The organism is Methylomonas sp. BG-2 (assembly GCF_057766305.1).
Genome location: NZ_JBYMAP010000378.1, coordinates 1 through 2,471, shown reverse-complemented (window position 1 = coordinate 2,471; position 2,471 = coordinate 1). Strand labels below are relative to the sequence as shown.

At 61.6% G+C, this 2,471-nt stretch carries 3 protein-coding genes; 1 reads left to right on the top strand and 2 read right to left on the bottom strand.

Annotation, left to right across the window (positions count from 1 at the left end):
• Positions 1-340: 340 nt before the first annotated feature.
• Positions 341-1,174: a hypothetical protein gene (locus tag AC3B8H_RS20365; RefSeq protein WP_488443347.1), complete on the top strand. Its 834-nt coding sequence runs from the start codon at positions 341-343 to the stop codon at positions 1,172-1,174.
• Between the two features lie 62 nt (positions 1,175-1,236).
• Here the strand turns inward: AC3B8H_RS20365 and AC3B8H_RS20360 are convergent, their stop codons facing one another.
• Positions 1,237-1,743, bottom strand: coding sequence for a M48 metallopeptidase family protein (locus tag AC3B8H_RS20360; RefSeq protein WP_488443346.1), 507 nt, complete (start codon positions 1,741-1,743; stop codon positions 1,237-1,239).
• On the bottom strand, positions 1,740-2,471 hold a 732-nt coding region (locus AC3B8H_RS20355), incomplete at its 5' end, for an efflux RND transporter periplasmic adaptor subunit (RefSeq protein WP_488443345.1). The genes AC3B8H_RS20360 and AC3B8H_RS20355, both read right to left, overlap by 4 nt.

Below are 2,471 nucleotides of genomic sequence, written 5' to 3'. Positions count from 1 at the left end.
GATGACTTGACGTCCGGCCGGACCAGACCGGACGAAACCAGGTCGATTGCGGCGAGCGGAACGGAGTCCGTCGCGCTTGACGGCGTGCCGATGGGGTTCCCGCCGAATGTTGCGACAGCCCTTTCCGGCTTCGATTTTCACCGCATGCGATTTTACCAGCTGTCCTGAGGTTGGCCGGGCCAACGGCGCGGCATGCGCCGATTTCGACGGAGGCGCTTGGTGCGCGCCAAACAAAGATTCTAGCGCATTTACTATGCAGACGCCGACGGCGAATTGTCTTATGATTCCCGTGCTTGGAACAAACTCCAACTTGCGGCGAGGGTATCTGATGAATCGAGGAATGGCTTTGAAAATCGGGTTGGTGGTCCTGTTGTCGGGATGCGCCAAGCCCGGAATGCGGACCGGAGGCAGCGAAAATCTGGTGCCCGGCGCGGCGGCGGGCGGGACCAGCGTCGATGCGAATAAAACGCTGGAACGTTGCGCCAGCCCGATGGGAACCTTGGCGGTCAGCGACGGCCGCATCACCGGCGCTCAGGCGGTGACGACGGTCGATCCGTTGATTCGCTTGGCGGTGCAACAATCCAATTGTTTTGTGATTACGGCGATCGGCAACTCCGCCACTCGGGCTTTGATCAACGAAATCATCGGCGAACAGCGCAATTCCGGCGAATACCGGGCCGGCTCCAAGCAGCAGAAAGGTCAGCGGGTCGCCGCCGATTATCTGATGGAGCCGCAGGTGATCGTCTTGAACGAATCGACCGAAGGACATCGAGCGGGCGGTTTTGGCGGCTACCGCCATTACTCGCCGCCGGGGCAAATCTCGTTGGGCGGCATTCTGGCCGACTCGATCGCCGCCACGCTGGCGGATGCCGCCGACAAACGCACCACCGACGTAACGCTGACCTTAACCGATATTCGCTCGACCGTGCAGATCGGCATCTCGCAAGGCAGCGCCACCGCCAACCGCTTGCAAACCAACGGCTGGGGCGGTTACTTGGGTGAAAGCGTGGGCGCGGTGGTCGGCTTGGCGAGTTTTAAAAACACGCCCGAAGGGTTGTCCACGGCGGCGGCGTTTCTGGACGCCTACAATCAACTGGTCGTTGCCGTCAAAAACTACAAGGCGCAGGAAATCAAGGGTGGCGCCGGTACCGGCGGCGTGTTCAGCATTCAATAGCGATGGGGCGAAAGGCTTGGGCGGGTGCGCACACGTAGCGCTCGAAGCCGGCCGCCTGCGATTCAGCGCCCGCGCCGGCTTTCCTGAAACGCCAGATACAGGCGCATATCGAACTCCAATTGGTGATAGTCCGGTTCCATGTGGCGGCACAGTTGGTAAAAGGCTTTGTTATGGTCTTTTTCGCGCAAATGGGCCAGTTCGTGGACGACGATGGCGCGCAAGAACGCAGCCGGCGCGGTTTTGAAAACGGCGCCGATGCGGATTTCGGTTTTGGCCTTGAGTCTGCCGCCTTGCACTCTGGCCACGATGCTGTGCAAGCCTAGCGCTTGATGCACAACGTCCAGTTTATCGTCGTAGACGATCTTGCTGAGCGGTTCGGATTGGCGCAAATATTGGCTTTTCAAGTCGGTTACGTAGCGATAAAGCGCCTTGTCGGTGTGGACGTGGTGAGTCTGTGGGTATTGGCCGGCCAGCCAGTCGCCCAGTTGGCCGCTGGCCAGCCATTGCTCGGCGCGCTCGACCAACTCGGCCGGGTAGCCGGTTAAATATTTGGAAACCGCGGTGCTCATCGGGCCGGAACCGGCTTGATATTGGGGACGGCATCGGCCGGCTTGATCCGGCTACCCTCGCGCAATTTGTCGCTGCCGCCAACGACGACGGTGTCGCCGGGAGAGATGCCTTCCAGCACGGCAACCCGGTCGGCGTCGGCCGGCCCGATCTTGACCGGCCGAATCGTCACGGTTTGGTCGGGTTTGACCCGGTAAACGAAATCGCCGTTGGCACCGTGCTGAATGGCGGCGGCCGGGGCCAGCGTCGCGGCGGGCAAGGTGTCCAGCCGCATGCGGATGTTGACGAACTGGTTGGCGTACAGCTCGCGTTCGGCGTTCTCGAACCAGGCCTTGAGTTTCAGCGTGCCGGTGGCGGTATCGATTTGATTATCCACCGCCAGCAACTTGCCGTCGGCCAGTTTCCGCTGGCCGGCGCGGTCGAAGGCTTCCAGCGTCAGATTGCGTTCGCCACGCCAGCGGCGCATCACGGCCGGCACTTGATCCTCGGGCAGCGTGAACAGCACGGTGATGGGTTGAATTTGAGTGATAACGGCCAAGCCGGTCGTGTCGCCGGCGCGGACAAGGTTGCCCTTATCCACCAGCCGCAGGCCGATTTGTCCGGTGATCGGCGCGACGATGCGGGTATAGTCGAGCTGGAGCTTGGCGTTGTTGACTTGCGCCCGGTCCATTTCGACGCTGCCCCGGTATTGACGCACCAGCGCTTCCTGGGTGGCGGTTTGCTGAGCCGC

Bases quoted from the DNA above. Each gene is read 5' to 3' on its own strand.
- AC3B8H_RS20365 (WP_488443347.1), top strand. From the start codon at position 341: ATGGCTTTGAAAATCGGGTTGGTGGTCCTGTTGTCGGGATGCGCCAAG.
- AC3B8H_RS20360 (WP_488443346.1), bottom strand. From the start codon at position 1,743: ATGAGCACCGCGGTTTCCAAATATTTAACCGGCTACCCGGCCGAGTTG.